Here is a 15,071-nt window from a genome sequence, read left to right as displayed (position 1 = left end):
GACAAGACGACGCGCGCGGCCAACAACTTAAACAAGCCGTTCATGCCCGCCCCCGCAGCCAGACCTGGCCAGCCATATCGTCCTGGCCTTTCTGCTGGCGCCGCTCGTCCTCGACCCGCAGACGCTCGCCCACGCGGTCCAGCAGCTGGCCCACGGCCTCCTGCTTGCGCGCCACGGCCAGCACCGCCTGGCGCTGGGCGGCCACGTCGGCCTCGTGCGCGGCAAGGTTCTGGCGCTGCTGGTCCGCCCATTGCATGACGGCCTGTTTGTAGTCGGCGCCGTTGGCGGCCAGGCTTGGCGAGGACACGCCAGTGGGGCCCAGCTGAGCGTTAAGCGCCTCCAGCCGCTGCACCGTGGCGGCGCTGCGCGCGCGCAACTGCTCCTTGGTGGCCAGCTCGGCCTGGTGACGCTCCAGCTCGCGGCCACGCAGGTCGACGAGGCGGCGCAGGTTCAGCTGCAGTTGCTTCATTGCACGATCTCCGCGAGGCGCTGCAGGGTCTCGTCAAGCCGGGCCGGCTCGCTGACGCCCTGGTGCAGGAAGGCCTCGATCTGGGGGAAAAGCCGCACGGCGCGGTCGGTCTGTGGGTCGGCGCCGGGCACGTAGGCGCCCAGCGGCATCAGCTCGCGCACCTGCTCGAACTTGGCCGCCAGCGCCTTAAGCTCGCGCGCCGCCTGCAGGTGCTCCTTGGCCGCCACCAGGGCCATGCAGCGGCTGATGGACTGCGACACGTCGATGGCCGGATAGTGGCCACGCTCGGCCAGCGCGCGCGACAGCACGATGTGGCCGTCCAGGATGGCGCGCGCGGTGTCCACCACTGGATCCTGCTGGTCGTCGCCCTCGGCCAGCACGGTGTAGATGGCGCTCATGCTGCCTTGCGGGTTCTCGCCGTTGCCTGCGCTCTCCACCAGCTCGGGCAGCACCGAGAACACCGACGGCGGATAGCCGCGCGTTGCCGGCGGCTCGCCCAGCGCCAGCGCGACCTCGCGCTTGGCCATGGCGTAGCGGGTCAGCGAGTCCACCAGCAGCAGCACATGCTGCCCCTGGTCGCGGTAGTGGGCGGCGATGGTGTGGCACAGCTCGGTGGCACGCATGCGCATCAGCGGCGACTCGTCGGCCGGCGCGACGACGACGACGGCGCGCGCCAGGCCCGTCTCGCCCAAGCTGAGGTCGATGAACTCGCGCACCTCGCGGCCGCGCTCGCCAATCAGGCCGACCACCACCACGTCGGCGACGGTCTGGCGCGTGATCAGGCCCAACAGCACGCTCTTGCCCACGCCCGAGCCGGCCATCAGCCCGACGCGCTGGCCGCGACCCAGCGTCAGCAGGCCGTTGATGGCGCGCACACCCACGTCCAGCGGCTCGTGCACGGGCGTCTTCTTCAGCGGGTTGACCTTGGGCGGGCGGCTGGGCAGCGGGTGCTCGCCCGTCAGCCGGCCCAGGCCGTCGATGGGCTCGCCCAGACCGTTGACGATGCGGCCCAGCCAGGCCGGGCCGATCATGGGGGCCCGCTGCTCCGGCGCAGGCAGCACGCGCGCGCCGGTGCTCAGGCCCTCAGGCTTCTTGAACGGCATCAGGTAGGAGACCTCCTCGCGGAAGCCCACCACCTGCGCTGCGATCCATTCGTCGCCAGCACCTTCGATCATGCAGCGCTGGCCGGTGCGCAGCGCACAGCCGGCACTTTCCAGCAGCAGCCCGGAGGCACCCACCAGCCGGCCGGTGGGCGTGGCCACCGGCACCTCATCCAGTTCGACCTTGCGCAGCGCCGCGGCGATCACGACGCATCCTCCGCAGCCGCGTCCAGCAGCTGAGTCTTGACCTGATCCATGCAGGCCTCCAGACGCTGGCGGCAGCCGGCGTCCGCCTCGTGGCCGCCGGCCAGCAGCCGGCATTCACCGCTTTCCAGCTTGGCATCGGGCAGCAGCGTCCAGGCCTGGGCACGCTCGGGCGCCAGATCTTGGATGCGGCGCAGGTCCTCGGGATTCAGGAACACCTCGACGCCCTCGCGGCGCACCGGCATGCTGGCCAGCGTCTCATCGACCAGGGCCAGCAGCTGCGTGGGCTGCAGCGTCAGTTCGGCGCGGATGACCTGGCGCGCGACCTTCTCAACCAGGTCCACCACTTCCTTGCGCAGCGCCGACTGGTAGTCGTGCTGCAGCTGGCGCAGCTCGGCCAGCAGCGCGTCCACGGGGCGCGCCAGCGTGGCGAAGCGCTCCTGCGCCTCGCGCCGGCCCTGCTCGCGGCCCTCCTCCCGGCCGACGGCCTGGGCGGCCTCGCGACCCGCGGCCAGGCCGCTGGCGTGACCTTCCTCGTAGCCCTTGGCCAGGCCTTCCTGGAAGCCTTGGGCCAGCACCTGCTGCAACTGGGCCGGCGAGCTGCCGGCCAGCTCGCGCGCGGCGCTGAGCTGGGCCAGCGGCGGAAAGCGGTGGGGGCGGACGACGGGCTTCACTCGACGGTCGCCTCGGCAAACAGCTGTACCTGGATCTCGCCGGCGTCGACGAGCCCCTTGACCAGGGCCATGATCTCGTTGCGCGACTGCTCGGCGCGCGACAGCGGGATGGGGCCGCTGCGGCGGATCAGGTCCTCGAAGCTCTGCGCCTGGCGGCGCGGCATCGCCGTCAGGATGGCTTTGCGCACCGCGGGCTCGGCGCCCTTCAGCGCGACGGCCCACAGCTCGATCGGCACCTCTTCAATGATGCGGGTCAGCACCGTCTCGCTCTGGCGCGACAGGATGAAGAAGTCGTACATGCTGACCTCGATCTCGCTGACGACGTCGGGGTCCTGCGCGCGCAGCAGCTCCACCATCTGCTGGCGCTGGTCCGGCAGGCGGTTCAGGATCTCGGCAACCTGGCGCACGCCCTCGACGTTGGCACCCTGGTGGCCCAGGCCCGCCAGGCAGCGCTCGACCAGTTGCTCCAGCTCGGCCAGCAGGTCGGCGTCCACCTCGGACAGGCGGGCCACATTCAGCAGCACCTGGTCACGGCCGGCGGCCGGCAGCGCGGCCAGCACGTCGCTGGCCAGCGTGGGCGGCAGGAAGGCCAGGAACACGGCCTGCATCCGCACATGCTCGTCGGCGATGTGGTCGGCCAGCCATTTCGGCGAGGCCCACTGCAGGCGCTGCATCTTGGGGCGGATGGCGTCGCCGTAGATGTTGTTGAGCACGCTGTTGGCGATGTCGCCGCCCAGCGCCATGTCCAGCGAGCGCTTCAGGTAGCTGCGCGACGCACCGTGCACGCCGCTCTGCTCGCGATAGTCGTCGAAGAAGCCCTGCAGCGCGGTCTTGACCCAGTCGACCTTGATGCCGCTCATGCGCGACATGACCTGGGTCACGTCCAGCAGTTCCTCGCGCGACAGGCAGCGCAGCACCGCCGCGGCGGGCTCCTCGCCCATGCTCAGCAGCACGATGGCGGCGCGCTCCACTGGCGTCAGGCCTTCGGCCGTGGTGGCGGGGATGAATTCGGTGGCCTCAGGCATTTTTCTTCTGCACCCATTGCTTGACCACCTCGGCGACGCGCTCCGGCTCCTTGGAGGCGAGGATCTTCAGGTGGTCGACCAGGACATCCACCGGCGAGCCGGGGGGCGGCAGTTCATAGTTCTCCAGCAGCGGCACCACGGACATCGGGCGCTCGGCGGCCGTCTGTCCACCCGGTGCCGGCAGTGCGGCGCCGCTCGGCCCGGCCAGTTCGCCGGCCGCGGCACCACCGCCCAGGGCTGCGGGCTCCAGCGGGTTCAGCCGACCCGGCGCTGCGCCCTGACGCTGCAGCGACTGCTGGGCCAGGCGCAGCAGCGGGCGAGCCAGCAGCAGATAGCCCAGCAGCGCGGCCACCGCCCAGCCTATCCAGCCGCCAATGTCGATCAGGTTGTCGCGCTGCTCGTACCAGGGCGCGGCCGGCACAGGCACCGGGAAGTTCAGCGTCGAGACCACCAGCTTGTCGCCTCGCTGCGCGCTGATGCCCAGGCCGTTGCTCAGCAGGGTCTCGACCTTGCTGATGTCCTCCGGTGTCCAGGCCTTGGCGCCGCCCGGCGCCACCGCGTTGTTCAGCACGACGGCCACCGACAGCCGCGCCAGGCGGCCGCGGCTCTTCTTCACCTGCGTGATGCTGCGGTCGTAGGCGTACTGGCGGGTGGCGGCGTTCTTGCGCGCCTGCGTGGCGTTAGCGTCGCCACCGGCCGCCGACGCGGCAGGATTGGGCGCATTGACGGGCCGGTTGGACAGGGATCCGGGGATGCCCAGCGCCAGCTGGCCACGGTCCTGCTCCTCACGCATGGCCTCGTTGGTCAGCCGCGGCGCATCACCATACTGCTCGCGCGTCTCCTGCACGCGGTCGTTGTCGACCTCGGCGGTCACGGAGACGCGGTAGTTCTCGTCGCCCAGCACCGGCGCCAGCAGGTCACGGGCGTTGCGGCGCGCTTCGTCCTGGAAGTGTTTGGCAGCGTCGGTGACCTGGCTGCCTTCGAACCCTTCGCTGAGGTCCACGCGCGAAGACAGCAGATTGCCGGCCTGGTCCACCAGACTCACTCGCGCAGGGTCCAGGCTGGCGACACTGCCAGCCACCAGATTGATGGCCGCGGCGATCTGTTCGTTGCCCAGCGTGCGGCCGGGCTTGAGCGTCAGCACGACTGAGGCGGAGCTCTTCTGGCCATCCGACAGCACGAAGGACGACGACTTGGCGATGGACAGGTGCACGCGCGCCGACTCCACCGCGTCCAGGCTCATCATGCTCTGGGCCAGCTCACCCTCCAGGCCGCGACGGAAACGCACGTCCTGCACGAACTGGCTGACGCCCAATGGATCGTTCTTGTCCATCAGCTCGAGGCCGGCAGGCAGCTTGGCGACAACGCCCTTCGCCGCCAGCAGCATGCGTACCTTGCCCAGTTGGGCTTCGGGCACCAGCACCTGGCCGGTGTCGGGATGCAAGCGGTAGGCAACGCGCTCGGCATCCAGCACCGCCAGCATCTCGGCGGTGGCGACGCGCTCGCGCTGGCCGAACACCGGCTTGTAGCCAGCCTGGTCGCGCCACATCAGCATCAGCGCCAGTGCTGTACCGGCCAGGGCCAGTCCCACCACCGGCAGCAGGCCGCGGGCCAGCCCGCCCGGCAAGGCCGGAAGGCGGTTCCAGGTAGGCCCCAGCCGGGCCGTCAAGGCTTTCATCATGTCGGCCTCAGAGCGGCAGCTTGATCAGCTCGTCCACGGCGCCAACAACCTTGTTGCGCACCTGCATGAGCATGGAGAAGGACAGGCTGGCCTGCTGGCTGGCGAGCATGGCACCGACGAGGTCGTCGCTCTCACCCGTCTCGACCGCCGCCACACGCTGCGCCGCCTCCTGGTCCCGACCGTCCACGCCACGCAGCGCCTGCACCATGCTCTCGGCAAAGCCGCCGGCGCCGGCAGTGGCGCCGGCCGCCTGCGCCGGCTCGACGTTGGCGGCCAGGCGCTGCGCGTCCTGATCCAGACGGGCCATTTCGGCCAGCATGCCCGAGGTCAGCGGCGGTGCCATGGAGGCGTTGACGGCCATTTTCTATTCCTTCACATCAAAGGGCTGGCCTGCTGCAGGCAAAACCATCCCCTGCCCGGTCAAGGGCATATTCATTCAGCTTTGAATCAGATTGACCCGCCGGATCGCGACTGGATCCCGGCCGGGAATTCTCTTCAGGACAATCTTCGCGAGAAGCGTATCGTCATCTGCACTCCCTCTTTTGCCGATTTTGCTTTCATTGGATTATTTTTGGATATATCGGCAGTATTCACGACTTGAATTCAGGGCCGCGTCACGCAGACGGGCGCGACGGACCTGCGGCGCCTGGCGCGACAGATCCGGAAACGGTAACAACCGGAGGAGAAAGCCGGCCCGCACGGGCGGCGAACGGCCTGCAGCGCTGGCTCGACTTGGACGGCAGCGCAAGCAGGGTGAAGAGGTTCGGCTCGCTCATGGTTGCAATCTCCAACGGGTGAGTCGGTGGCGAGCCCGGCGATTGCTAACGGGTCACAACAGGCCGCTGTGAGCAGCCCGGCAGAAGAGAGCGCGGCACCCGCGCGGCGCGCAGTGCAGCAGACTCAGGTCTGGCAACCCCGCTATCGTGATGCGCAACATGCGCCGCGCACGGTAGACCGGAAGCTTTGCGACCCCGACTTTCGTTCGGGTGTGCCCTGGTGCAACGGACTGTAGCGAGCCCCGGCAGCTGGATACAAGTTCTTTTTGCTGCGCTGCAGTGAAGCGCCCCAGGAGGCGTGATTTTGTGCACATGCAGCATGACGCGAAAGACGTGCCGCGCATTTTTCGCAAGCGGCCGCATCATGTATGAGCGGGGCCGCCCACCAATTTCGGGCGGCTGCTCACCAAAACAGGGCGACTGGCACGGCCGTGGACTTAAATCCCGCCCGGGCCGCGGACACGTGATTTTTTTCGCGGCGATTCCCCTGGGAATTCCTTCGATAGCCGTCAGAGCTTTGCCGGATAATCAAAATTCGCCAAAATCCGCGCAGCCCCATACCCGACCGGCGCTGCCAGAATATGCGCAGAACCGCGCCGCCTCGATATTCACCCGCCACCTGCCCATGAGCACCCCCGCCTCCCCCACCCCCCCCGCCGTGCAGGACCCACGCACGCTGGGCCGGCCGGTGCACCTGCTGCCGCAGTTCACCGGGGAGCTGCGCGAGGCCCTGGGTGACCTGCTGCGCCAGCACAACCGTCGCTACCGCGCCCACTACCAGGTCGGCGACGTCAGCCTCGCCCCCGGACAAGGCGCGGGCGGCCGCTGGCTGATCTGCGATACCGACGTGGGCCGCATGAGCTGCCTGCTCGAACGCAACCTGGTGCTGAGCCTGATGGCCCACCGCTACGGCGGCAGTCTGGCCGACGTGGCCAATGCACAGCAAACCGCCACCGAGGAGCGCCTGCAGGCGCTGCTGTGCCGTCAGGTGCTGGGCTGCGTGCAGCAGGCACTGGGCCTGCCTGCCACGGACTTCACGCTGCAGCACCACCCGCTGTCGGGTCTGGCACCCGGCGGCTGGATGCTGCAGGCCGCCATCGGCGAACCCGAGCAGGGCCTGGCCAGCACCCTCTTCGTCGGTCTGGACGGCGCCTGCATGGACCGGCTGTTGAGGCGCCTGGCCGATGGCCAGCCCCCGCGCGCGCCGCGCCCGCGCACTACGCCGCCCCAGGCGCTGGCACGCCGGCTCGACGTGAAATTGCAGGCGCGGCTGCTGCAGCAGACCCTGTCGCTGGGTGAGCTGCTGGACCTGCGCCCCGGCGACCTCGTGCCCGTGCGCTTGAACCCCAAGGCGACGCAGGTACTGGTCGACGGCTCGTGCCTGTTCACCGCCTCGGTGGCCGAGCACCAAGGCAAGCTGTGCCTGACTTCTTTTGCGGACGCGGAATGATGAACCCCTCGTCCAAAGCCTGCCTTGGCCGGTCCCCCGAAGGGCGGCTCGGGAGTGGCTCGGCGCTCGGCCCGCAAGTTTTCTGCAGCGCGAGCCACGCGGTGCGGTGGAGCAATTGACATGAGCAACCCGATGAACATGAATGACAACCAGGCCATCGAGGCACTGCTGAACGAATTCCCCGAGCAGGACTTGGCGCTGCCGGCCGACGCCCAGCCCGCCGCCCATGCGTCACCGTCGCGCGATCTGCCCAAGCTGATGCGCAAGATCCCGGTCACGCTGACGCTGGAGGTGGGCGAGGCCAAGCTATCGCTGTACGACCTGGCCAACCTGCAGGCCGACAGCGTGGTGGAACTGGACAGCCTGGCGGGCGAGCCGCTGATCATCAAGGTCAACGGCACCGCCATCGGCCGCGCCGAGGTCGTCGTCAGCGGTGAGAACTACGGCCTGAAGATCATCGAGATCGACGGGCTGGACCTGGATTCGCTGCAGTCATGAAACCGTTCAAAGCCCTGGGCCTGACGGCCCTGGGCCTGGGCCTGACGCTGCTGCACCATCCGGTGTTCGCGCAGACCCTCAAGATCGCCGGCGCCCAGCCCGGTGGCGCCGCAGGCGACTTCACGGTCAAGACGCAAGTCCTGATCATCATGACCCTGCTGGGGCTGCTGCCCTCGCTGGTGCTCATGATGACCAGCTTCACGCGCTTCGTCATCGTGCTGTCGCTGCTGCGCCAGGCCCTGGGCCTTCAGCAGGGCCTGCCCAACCGGCTCATCACCGGGGTGGCGCTGATCCTCACCATTCTCGTCATGCGGCCCATCGGCACGCAGATCTGGAATGAGGCTTTCGTGCCCTACGACGCCGAGAAGATCACGCTGACACAGGCGCTGCAGGTGGCCGAGGCGCCGATGTCGCGCTTCATGCTCGCGCAGACCAGCAAGACCGCGCTCTCCCAGGTCGCCAAGCTGGCGGGTGAAGAAGGCGTCACTGAAGCCACGGCACACAGCTTCCCGGTCAAGCTCTCGGCCTTCGTGCTGTCCGAGCTGAAGACCGCCTTCCAGATCGGCTGCATGCTGTTCATCCCCTTCCTGGTCATCGACCTGGTCGTCGCCTCGGTGCTGATGGCCATGGGCATGATGATGCTCAGCCCGCTGGTCATTTCGCTGCCGCTGAAGCTGCTGCTGTTCGTGCTGGTGGATGGCTGGACGCTGACCGTCAACACCCTGGTGTCCAGCGTCAGGATGGTGAACTGATGCCGTTGCGCGAAGACTCGATGCAGCCCGAGCACCAGGCCGCCCCCAGGCCCGGTCGCATCACCCCGGGTGGCCACCTGGCATACCCGTCGGACGAGGGGCGAGCATGAGTCCGGAGATCGCCGTCGACCTGATGGGCGAGGCCGTGCACATCGTCATGCTGCTGGCCCTGGTTCTGGTGCTGCCCGGGCTTCTGGTGGGCTTGCTGGTGAGCTTGTTCCAGGCCGCCACCCAGATCAACGAGCAAACGCTGTCCTTCCTGCCCAAGCTGCTGGTGACGCTGCTGGCGGTGACGCTGACCGGACGCTGGATCGTTGGCTACCTGATGGATTTCTGCGTCTCGATCTTCGAGCGTGCCGCCTCGCTGGTGGGGTGATGGACGTCGTCTTTCCGCAGTTGCTGGCGCTTCTGAGCGGGCTGTGGTGGCCGTTCTGCCGCACGCTCGCGATGCTCAGCGCCGCGCCGCTGATCGGCGAGGCCATGGTGCCCGTCAGTGTGCGTGTGCTGCTGTCGCTGGTGCTGGCCGTGGTGCTGCTGCCGGTGTCGCAGAGCACTGCCATCGCCGGCATCAATCCCTGGTCGCTTCAAGGCGTGGCAGCGGCCGCCGAACAGGCTGTGCTGGGCTTCGTGCTGGGGCTGGCCTTCCATCTCGCAATGGCCGCGATCACGGTGCTGGGCTATCTGCTGTCGTCGCAACTGGGCCTGGCCATGGCAGTCATGAACGACCCTCTCAACGGTAGCTCGTCGGATGTGATCTCGGCGCTGCTCAGCGTGCTGTGCATGCTGGTGTTCTTCAGCGTCGACGGCCACCTTCTGCTGCTGGGCGTTCTAGGCCAGAGCTTCAAGGCGTGGCCGGTGGGTTCGGGTCTGCTGTCCATCTCGCTGGAGACCGTGGCCTACAACGTGGCATGGGTGTTCTCCGCCGCGTTGCTGCTGGCGCTGCCGGTAGTGCTGTCCACCTTCGTCGTGCAGATGGGCCTGGGCCTGCTGAACCGGGTAGCTCCGACGCTGAATCTGTTCTCGCTGGGTTTCGCGGTGGTGACGCTGTTCGGCCTCTTCATGCTGTCGCAGATGCTCAGCTTCGTGCCCGCGCACTACTTGCGCATGACGGAACGCGTGCTGGAGATGATCGGACAAGGCTTGCGAGGCGGAGCAGGCCATGTCTGACAGCAGCAGCGGCGACAAGACCGAGAAGCCATCAGACCAGAAGCTGCGCAAGGCACGCGAGAAGGGCCAGGTGCCGCGCTCGCGCGACCTGTCGATGGCGGTGGGCGTGCTGCTGGGCTTCAAACTGCTCACGCTGCTGATGCCGCTGTACCTGGAAGATTTCCGCCAGCTCTTCACGCTGGGCTTCGCGCTGCTGGACGCAGAGGGTGCGCAGGACAACGTCTGGTCGGCCAGCTTCCTCCACGTGATGAGTCTGCTAGCCAAGATCTGCCTGCCACTGCTGGTGCTGCCGGCAGTGGCGCTGCTGGCGTCCGTCATGCCCGGCGGCCTCGTGTTCAGCTCGTCGCGCTGGATGCCTGACTTCTCACGCATGTCGCCGCTGTCCAACCTGGGGCGGCTGTTCAGCGCCAAGCACTACAGCGAACTGGCCATCTCCATCGGCAAGGTCGCCTGCGTGCTGGCGCTGCTGGTGCACATGAGTCGCAGCATGGGCCCCGAGTACCTGGCGCTGCAGGGACGAAGCCTCGATGAGGCATTGATCGACGGCGCCGGCCTGATGCTGGACGCGCTGCTGTCGCTGGCTGGCGTCCTGCTGTTGTTCGCGCTAATCGATGCGCCCCTGCAGCATTTCTTCTTCATGCGCGGCCAGCGGATGAGCAAGCAAGAAGTCAAGGACGAGCACAAGCAGCAAGAAGGCAGTCCCGAAGTGCGCCAGCGCATCCGCCAGCTGCAGCGCGCGCTGGCACAGCGCGCCGTACGCAAGACCGTGCCGCAGGCCGACGTCGTCATCGTCAACCCCGAGCACTACGCCGTGGCGCTGCGCTATGACGACCAGCGTGCCGAGGCGCCCTTCGTGGTCGCCAAGGGCGTGGATGAGATGGCCTTCTACATCCGCGAGATCGCCCGCCAGCACGGCGTGCAGACACTCTCGCTGCCGCCGCTGGCGCGCGCCCTCTACAACAGCTCCCAGGTTCAGCAGCAGATCCCGGCATCGCTGTACCAGGCGGTGGCTCAGGTGCTGAGCTATGTGATGCAGCTCAAGGCCTTCCAGAACGGCAGGCGCCGCAGCGCCCCACCGCCGCCCACCGACTTGCCGGTGCCCACGCACCTCTCGGACCCGCAGACCCCATGAACTTCCTCAGCCGACTCCAGGCCCAGCTAGGCCCCTACCGCGTCGCCGCGCCGCTATTCCTGCTGGCCATCCTCGGCATGGTCATCCTGCCGTTGCCGCCGGTTCTGCTGGACGCGCTGTTCACCTTCAACATCGTGCTGGCGCTGGTGGTCATCCTCGTCAGCGTGAACAGCAAGCGGCCGCTGGACTTCTCGGTGTTCCCGAGCATCATCCTGGCAACGACACTGCTGCGGCTGTCACTGAACGTGGCGTCCACGCGAGTCGTGCTGCTGCACGGTCACGAGGGCACTCACGCGGCCGGCCAGGTCATCGAGAGCTTCGGCAACGTCGTCATCGGCGGCAACTTCGTCGTTGGCCTGGTGGTGTTCGTGATCCTGATGGTGGTGAACTTCATCGTCGTCACCAAGGGCGCGGAACGAATCTCCGAGGTCTCTGCCCGCTTCACGCTGGACGCCCTGCCCGGCAAGCAGATGGCCATCGATGCCGACCTGAACGCCGGTCTCATCAACCAGGAGAAGGCACAGCAGCGCCGCAAGGAAGTGGGCGACGAGGCTGACTTCTACGGCGCCATGGATGGCGCCAGCAAGTTCGTGCGCGGCGACGCAATCGCGTCCATCCTGATCCTGCTGATCAACATGATCGGCGGCGTCGCCATCGGCGCGTTGATGCACGACCTCAGCCTGGGCGAAGCCTTCCGCACCTATGCGCTGCTGACCATCGGTGACGGCCTGGTCGCGCAGATCCCGGCGCTGCTGCTGTCGGCTGCGGCGGCCATCATCGTCACCCGCGTCAGTGACTCGGGCGACGCCGACGGTGCCTTCGAGGCCCAGATCGGCCACCAACTGCTGGCCTCGCCGCAGGTGCTGTACAGCGCCGCCGGCGTGATGACGACGCTCGCGCTGATCCCGGGCATGCCCACCGTGCCCTTCCTGGGCTTTGCGGCGGTGCTGGCCTATGCCGGCTGGCGAATGACGCAGCGCACGGCCCCGGACGTCAAGCCCGCTCCCCCCATCGAGGCTGCGCTGCTGACCGGCCAGCCGCCTGAGCTGGACTGGCGCGCCCTGCCTGCCGTCGAGCCGCTGTCGGTGGCACTGGGCTACAAGCTGGTGGGCCTGATCTCTCCGGAGCACGGTGCGCCGCTGCAGCAGCGCGTGCGCGGCATGCGCCAGAGCCTCAGCGAAGGCATGGGCCTGCTGCTCCCGGCCATCAACGTACGCGACGACCTGACGCTCAAGCCCGGCCAGTACGCGCTGCTGCTGGACGGTCAGGTGCTGGCCCAGGCCGAAGTGCAGGCCGACCGACTGATGGCCATCGCCTCGCCGCAGGTCTACGGCGAGCTGGACGGAATCCCCGGCACCGACCCCGCCTACGGCCTTCCGGTCACCTGGATCGAGCCTCAACACAAGGCCCATGCGCTGGGAATGGGTTACCAGGTGGTGGACGTGGCCAGCACCATCGCCACCCACCTCTCCAAGGTCGTTCGCGAGCAATTGCCCGAACTGCTGCGCTTTGACGACATCACGGCCCTGCAAGAACGCCTGGCCGCCCAGGCGCCCAAGTTGGCCGCCGCGCTGGACAAGGCCTACAACCACGCCCAGCTGCTGAAGATCCTGCGCCTGCTGCTGGCCGAGGGCGTATCCATCAAGGACATCGTGCCGATTGCCAGCACGCTGGTGGAGCACGCGGAAACCACCAAGGATCCCATCTTGCTGGCCGCCGAAGTGCGCTGCACGCTGCGCCGCCAGCTGGTGGGCCAGCTCGGCGGCCCCACCGGCACGCTGCGCGTGTTCAACCTCGGCAGCGAGTTGGAGAACCTGCTGCTGGCCGCGTTGAACCAGGCCCGCCAGGGCAATGCCAAGGTGCCGCTGGACAGCTATCCCGTCGACCCGCAGCTGCTGGCACAGCTGCAGCTGCACATGCCAAGCGCTCGCGACCAGCTCAAGGCCCAGGGGGCGTCGCCGGTACTGTTGGTGATGCCGCAGATCCGCCCGCTACTGGCTCGCTACGCGCGGCTGTTCGCACCTGGGCTGGCCGTACTGTCCTACAACGAGGTGCCGGAGCAGCGCGAGATCTCGGTGCTGGGATCGTTGGGCTAGAGGGCTGACGCCCCTCGTCCATGGAAGGCCCCCGAACGCTCCCTCAGAGGGGACGGCGCTGTTCGCAGGCATGTCCCTCGCGCGCATCGCCATCGCTAGCCCGCCTTCGGGCGGCCCGGTGCCCAGCCCGAAGACGCGCTGGCCGATATGCGGCATGCGCATGCGCTGCTGCGAATCGCTTCGTTCCGCTGCGAGCGGCTGCCGAGCACACTGGCCTCTCCCAGACAGGAGAGCCCATGAGCATCACCGCCATCAACGTCCGCAACCAGTTCCGCGGCACCATCAAGGAAATCATCGAAGGCCCGGTCGTCTCGGAGGTCGACGTGGTCACGCGCCATGGCGACGTCGTCACCTCGGTCATCACGACGCGCTCGGTCAAGGACCTGGGCCTGGAGGTCGGTCGCGAGGTCGTCGCCCTCGTCAAGTCCACGGAAGTGTCGATCGCGACGCTCTGAGCCATGGCCTACAAGCCGCCGCGCGTCCTCATCATCCCGGGTCTGCACGATAGCGGCCCGGCGCACTGGCAGACCTGGCTTCAGGGCCAGTACCGCGACGCCCGCCGTGTCACGCAGCGCGACCCCAGTCGCCCCGAACTGGAGCGCTGGGCTGAGCGCATCCAGCGCACGCTGGAGGTCGCCGGCGACGGCGAGTGGCTGGCCGTTGCACACAGCTTTGGCTGCCTGGCCCTGGCGCGCCATCTGGCGGACAGGCCCGGATCACCCATCCGCGAGGCCCTGTTCGTCGCGCCGGCCGAGCCGGACAAGTTCGGCCTCGCCGAAGCCCTGCCCCACCAGCGTCTGCCACGCCGCTCGCGACTGATTGCCAGCAGCACCGACCCCTGGATGAGTGCCGCCAGCGCCGCTCGCTGGGCCCACCGCTGGGGTTCGAGCTACAGCAACCTGGGCCCGGTCGGCCACATCAATGCAGAAGCCGGCTTCGGCCCGCTGCCGCTGGCCAAGAGCTGGATCGAGGCGGCTCGCTCGCGCGCCGCCGCCGAGCAGCGGCCTCGCCACGCAGAGTTCCGCGAGTGGGCCTTCGCGGTATAGGGCCTGCCCAGACAGCGGCGGCAGGCGCTAGGACAGCGCCGTCTTGAACGCCGCCAGCGTGCGCTCCCACGCGAGCTGCGCCGCAGCCGGGTCGTAGCGCGGCGTCGTGTCGTTGTTGAAGCCGTGCTGGGTGCCGGCGTAGCTGAACATCTCGTAGCGCACGCCGGCCGCCTTCAGCGCGGCCTCGTAGGCCGGCCAGGCGGCGTTGATGCGCTCGTCGCTGGCCGCGTAATGCAGCAACAGCCGAGCCTTGATGCGCGGCACATCCTCTGCTGCTGGCGCGCCGCCGTAGAACGGCACGGCCACGGCCAGCTCGGGCAGTTGCGTGGCCACATGGTTGGCCAGGCTGCCGCCCCAGCAAAAACCCACCACGCCCAGCTTGCCGTTGGCGTCAGGCAGCGTCAGCAAGCCACGCGCAGCGGCCACGATGTCGGCGCGGGCCTTGGCCGGGTCGAGCTTGGCGAACAGCGCGCGTGCATCGTCCTCGTTCCCCGGATAGCCGCCCAGCGGCGTCAGAGCATCGGGCGCGTAGGCCACGTAGCCGGCGAGTGCGACGCGGCGAGCGATGTCCTCGATGTGGGGGTTCAGACCGCGGTTCTCGTGCACCACCAGCACGGCTGGCAACCGCCCCGCGACGCCAGCCGGCCTGGCCAGGTAGCCCTGCACCTGGCCGGTGCCCTGGGGTGATTCGAAGGCCTGGCGGCGCGCCAGCAGGCGCGCGTCGTCGGGCTTGACCTGCTGGGCCGCCGCGAAATCGGGGCTCAGTGCGGCCAAAAGGGCCGCAGCGCCGGCAGGGCCGCCTGCGAAGGTAGCCGCCTGTTCCAGAAAGCCGCGCCGGCTCAGGTCGCCATGCACGTAGCGATCGAACAGCGGCCAGGCCTGGGCGGGGATGTCGGTGGCGTGCTTCATCGCGGATTCCTTATATGTAGGAGAACCGACTTTAGTGCCCCACCCCTCAAGAACCGAATATCGATATCGCGAATGGTTCGACGACAGAAAGG

At 68.3% G+C, this 15,071-nt stretch carries 16 protein-coding genes and 1 riboswitch; of the genes, 9 read left to right on the top strand and 7 right to left on the bottom strand.

Annotation, left to right across the window (positions count from 1 at the left end; all coding sequences use genetic code 11):
- Positions 1-40: 40 nt before the first annotated feature.
- Genes QM732_RS06910 through QM732_RS06885 form a run of 6 tightly spaced genes read right to left on the bottom strand, consistent with a single transcriptional unit; the run spans position 41 to position 5,514 of the window.
- Positions 41-469 (bottom strand): flagellar FliJ family protein, encoded by a 429-nt coding sequence (locus QM732_RS06910; RefSeq protein ID WP_415655440.1) that lies wholly within the window; start codon positions 467-469, stop codon positions 41-43.
- A complete protein-coding gene (gene fliI / locus QM732_RS06905) occupies positions 466-1,776 on the bottom strand; it encodes a flagellar protein export ATPase FliI (RefSeq protein ID WP_415655439.1) in 1,311 nt (436 codons plus the stop codon). Before fliI ends, QM732_RS06910 begins: the two co-directional genes overlap by 4 nt.
- On the bottom strand, positions 1,773-2,447 hold the full coding sequence (gene fliH, locus QM732_RS06900) for a flagellar assembly protein FliH (protein WP_415655438.1): 675 nt from the start codon (positions 2,445-2,447) through the stop codon (positions 1,773-1,775). The genes fliI and fliH overlap by 4 nt, the downstream gene beginning before the upstream one ends.
- Complete coding sequence (locus QM732_RS06895) at positions 2,444-3,472, bottom strand: flagellar motor switch protein FliG (protein ID WP_415655437.1); 1,029 nt, start codon at positions 3,470-3,472, stop codon at positions 2,444-2,446. Before QM732_RS06895 ends, fliH begins: the two co-directional genes overlap by 4 nt.
- A complete protein-coding gene (gene fliF / locus QM732_RS06890; RefSeq protein WP_415659346.1) occupies positions 3,465-5,150 on the bottom strand; it encodes a flagellar basal-body MS-ring/collar protein FliF in 1,686 nt (561 codons plus the stop codon). Before fliF ends, QM732_RS06895 begins: the two co-directional genes overlap by 8 nt.
- A 10-nt stretch (positions 5,151-5,160) precedes the next feature.
- Complete coding sequence (locus tag QM732_RS06885) at positions 5,161-5,514, bottom strand: flagellar hook-basal body complex protein FliE (RefSeq protein WP_415655436.1); 354 nt, start codon at positions 5,512-5,514, stop codon at positions 5,161-5,163.
- A gap of 544 nt (positions 5,515-6,058) precedes the next feature.
- Positions 6,059-6,156, bottom strand: a riboswitch (cyclic di-GMP riboswitch).
- Positions 6,157-6,554: 398 nt separating this feature from the next.
- On the opposite strand from QM732_RS06885, the gene QM732_RS06880 reads away from it, so the two are divergent.
- The 9 genes from QM732_RS06880 (at position 6,555) to QM732_RS06840 (ending at position 14,070) form a co-directional block, all read left to right on the top strand.
- Positions 6,555-7,379 carry a FliM/FliN family flagellar motor switch protein gene (locus QM732_RS06880; protein ID WP_415655435.1) on the top strand — a complete coding sequence of 275 codons (825 nt, stop codon included), beginning with the start codon at positions 6,555-6,557 and terminating at the stop codon, positions 7,377-7,379.
- A 132-nt stretch (positions 7,380-7,511) separates the two neighbouring features.
- Positions 7,512-7,877: a FliM/FliN family flagellar motor switch protein gene (locus QM732_RS06875; protein WP_415659345.1), complete on the top strand. Its 366-nt coding sequence runs from the start codon at positions 7,512-7,514 to the stop codon at positions 7,875-7,877.
- Entirely contained in the window at positions 7,874-8,629 is a 756-nt protein-coding gene (gene fliP, locus QM732_RS06870) for a flagellar type III secretion system pore protein FliP (RefSeq protein ID WP_415655434.1), read from the top strand. Before QM732_RS06875 ends, fliP begins: the two co-directional genes overlap by 4 nt.
- Before the next feature lie 106 nt (positions 8,630-8,735).
- Positions 8,736-9,005, top strand: a complete 270-nt coding sequence (gene fliQ / locus QM732_RS06865) for a flagellar biosynthesis protein FliQ (protein WP_415655433.1) — start codon at positions 8,736-8,738, stop codon at positions 9,003-9,005.
- Positions 9,005-9,796 (top strand): flagellar biosynthetic protein FliR, encoded by a 792-nt coding sequence (locus QM732_RS06860; RefSeq protein ID WP_415655432.1) that lies wholly within the window; start codon positions 9,005-9,007, stop codon positions 9,794-9,796. Before fliQ ends, QM732_RS06860 begins: the two co-directional genes overlap by 1 nt.
- On the top strand, positions 9,789-10,928 hold the full coding sequence (flhB, locus tag QM732_RS06855) for a flagellar type III secretion system protein FlhB (RefSeq protein ID WP_415655431.1): 1,140 nt from the start codon (positions 9,789-9,791) through the stop codon (positions 10,926-10,928). Before QM732_RS06860 ends, flhB begins: the two co-directional genes overlap by 8 nt.
- Positions 10,925-13,024 carry a flagellar biosynthesis protein FlhA gene (locus QM732_RS06850; protein ID WP_415655430.1) on the top strand — a complete coding sequence of 700 codons (2,100 nt, stop codon included), beginning with the start codon at positions 10,925-10,927 and terminating at the stop codon, positions 13,022-13,024. Before flhB ends, QM732_RS06850 begins: the two co-directional genes overlap by 4 nt.
- A 236-nt stretch (positions 13,025-13,260) precedes the next feature.
- Complete coding sequence (locus QM732_RS06845; RefSeq protein ID WP_293503888.1) at positions 13,261-13,479, top strand: TOBE domain-containing protein; 219 nt, start codon at positions 13,261-13,263, stop codon at positions 13,477-13,479.
- Positions 13,480-13,482: 3 nt separating this feature from the next.
- Positions 13,483-14,070 (top strand): RBBP9/YdeN family alpha/beta hydrolase, encoded by a 588-nt coding sequence (locus QM732_RS06840; protein WP_415655429.1) that lies wholly within the window; start codon positions 13,483-13,485, stop codon positions 14,068-14,070.
- A gap of 27 nt (positions 14,071-14,097) precedes the next feature.
- On the opposite strand, the gene QM732_RS06835 is transcribed toward QM732_RS06840, so the two are convergent.
- Complete coding sequence (locus QM732_RS06835) at positions 14,098-14,979, bottom strand: dienelactone hydrolase family protein (RefSeq protein ID WP_415655428.1); 882 nt, start codon at positions 14,977-14,979, stop codon at positions 14,098-14,100.
- Positions 14,980-15,071: the final 92 nt, after the last annotated feature.

It is taken from the genome of Roseateles sp. (genome assembly GCF_047654805.1).
GTDB lineage: Bacteria > Pseudomonadota > Gammaproteobacteria > Burkholderiales > Burkholderiaceae_C > Pelomonas.
This window is presented reverse-complemented; position numbering and strand designations above follow the sequence as displayed.

What these genes read in the sequence shown, in the direction of transcription:
- QM732_RS06910 (WP_415655440.1), bottom strand. Translation starts at nt 469, where the DNA reads ATGAAGCAACTGCAGCTGAACCTGCGCCGCCTCGTCGACCTGCGTGGC.
- QM732_RS06895 (WP_415655437.1), bottom strand. Translation starts at nt 3,472, where the DNA reads ATGCCTGAGGCCACCGAATTCATCCCCGCCACCACGGCCGAAGGCCTG.
- fliF (WP_415659346.1), bottom strand. Translation starts at nt 5,150, where the DNA reads ATGAAAGCCTTGACGGCCCGGCTGGGGCCTACCTGGAACCGCCTTCCG.
- QM732_RS06885 (WP_415655436.1), bottom strand. Translation starts at nt 5,514, where the DNA reads ATGGCCGTCAACGCCTCCATGGCACCGCCGCTGACCTCGGGCATGCTG.
- QM732_RS06880 (WP_415655435.1), top strand. Translation starts at nt 6,555, where the DNA reads ATGAGCACCCCCGCCTCCCCCACCCCCCCCGCCGTGCAGGACCCACGC.
- QM732_RS06875 (WP_415659345.1), top strand. Translation starts at nt 7,512, where the DNA reads ATGAACATGAATGACAACCAGGCCATCGAGGCACTGCTGAACGAATTC.
- fliP (WP_415655434.1), top strand. Translation starts at nt 7,874, where the DNA reads ATGAAACCGTTCAAAGCCCTGGGCCTGACGGCCCTGGGCCTGGGCCTG.
- fliQ (WP_415655433.1), top strand. Translation starts at nt 8,736, where the DNA reads ATGAGTCCGGAGATCGCCGTCGACCTGATGGGCGAGGCCGTGCACATC.
- QM732_RS06860 (WP_415655432.1), top strand. Translation starts at nt 9,005, where the DNA reads ATGGACGTCGTCTTTCCGCAGTTGCTGGCGCTTCTGAGCGGGCTGTGG.
- flhB (WP_415655431.1), top strand. Translation starts at nt 9,789, where the DNA reads ATGTCTGACAGCAGCAGCGGCGACAAGACCGAGAAGCCATCAGACCAG.
- QM732_RS06850 (WP_415655430.1), top strand. Translation starts at nt 10,925, where the DNA reads ATGAACTTCCTCAGCCGACTCCAGGCCCAGCTAGGCCCCTACCGCGTC.
- QM732_RS06845 (WP_293503888.1), top strand. Translation starts at nt 13,261, where the DNA reads ATGAGCATCACCGCCATCAACGTCCGCAACCAGTTCCGCGGCACCATC.
- QM732_RS06840 (WP_415655429.1), top strand. Translation starts at nt 13,483, where the DNA reads ATGGCCTACAAGCCGCCGCGCGTCCTCATCATCCCGGGTCTGCACGAT.
- QM732_RS06835 (WP_415655428.1), bottom strand. Translation starts at nt 14,979, where the DNA reads ATGAAGCACGCCACCGACATCCCCGCCCAGGCCTGGCCGCTGTTCGAT.